We start from the raw sequence: 285 nt of genomic DNA, 5'->3' as shown, positions 1-285 counted from the left end.
GCGCGAGCATCAGGTTGATCAGATGCTGGCCGGGATAAACAACCGGCGCGCCCTGGAACAGCCTGAACTTGTACTTGCCGGAGAGCTTGCCGAAGGCGATCACGGAACCTGAGAACGTGATCGCGCCGACGAACGTACCGATGAACAGCTCGATACGGTTGCCGTACGGCAGGAAGCCCGGATACGGCGCGTCTTCAGCAACCAGTCCGAACGCTGCCGGTTCGGAGACGACCGCATACGCGATGCACACCGCCGCCAGACCGATCAGCGAGTGCATGGCCGCGA

Annotated in this window: 1 protein-coding gene; it reads right to left on the bottom strand. The window is 62.5% G+C overall.

Annotated features, from left to right (window positions below):
• Nucleotides 1-285: NAD(P)(+) transhydrogenase (Re/Si-specific) subunit beta (locus AB4Y42_RS44470; protein WP_368697927.1), on the bottom strand; the 285-nt coding region annotated here is incomplete at both ends.

The organism is Paraburkholderia sp. EG286B (genome assembly GCF_040965655.1).
GTDB lineage: Bacteria > Pseudomonadota > Gammaproteobacteria > Burkholderiales > Burkholderiaceae > Paraburkholderia.
The sequence above is the reverse complement of the archived record's forward strand: the minus strand, read 5'-3'. Positions and strand labels throughout refer to the sequence as shown.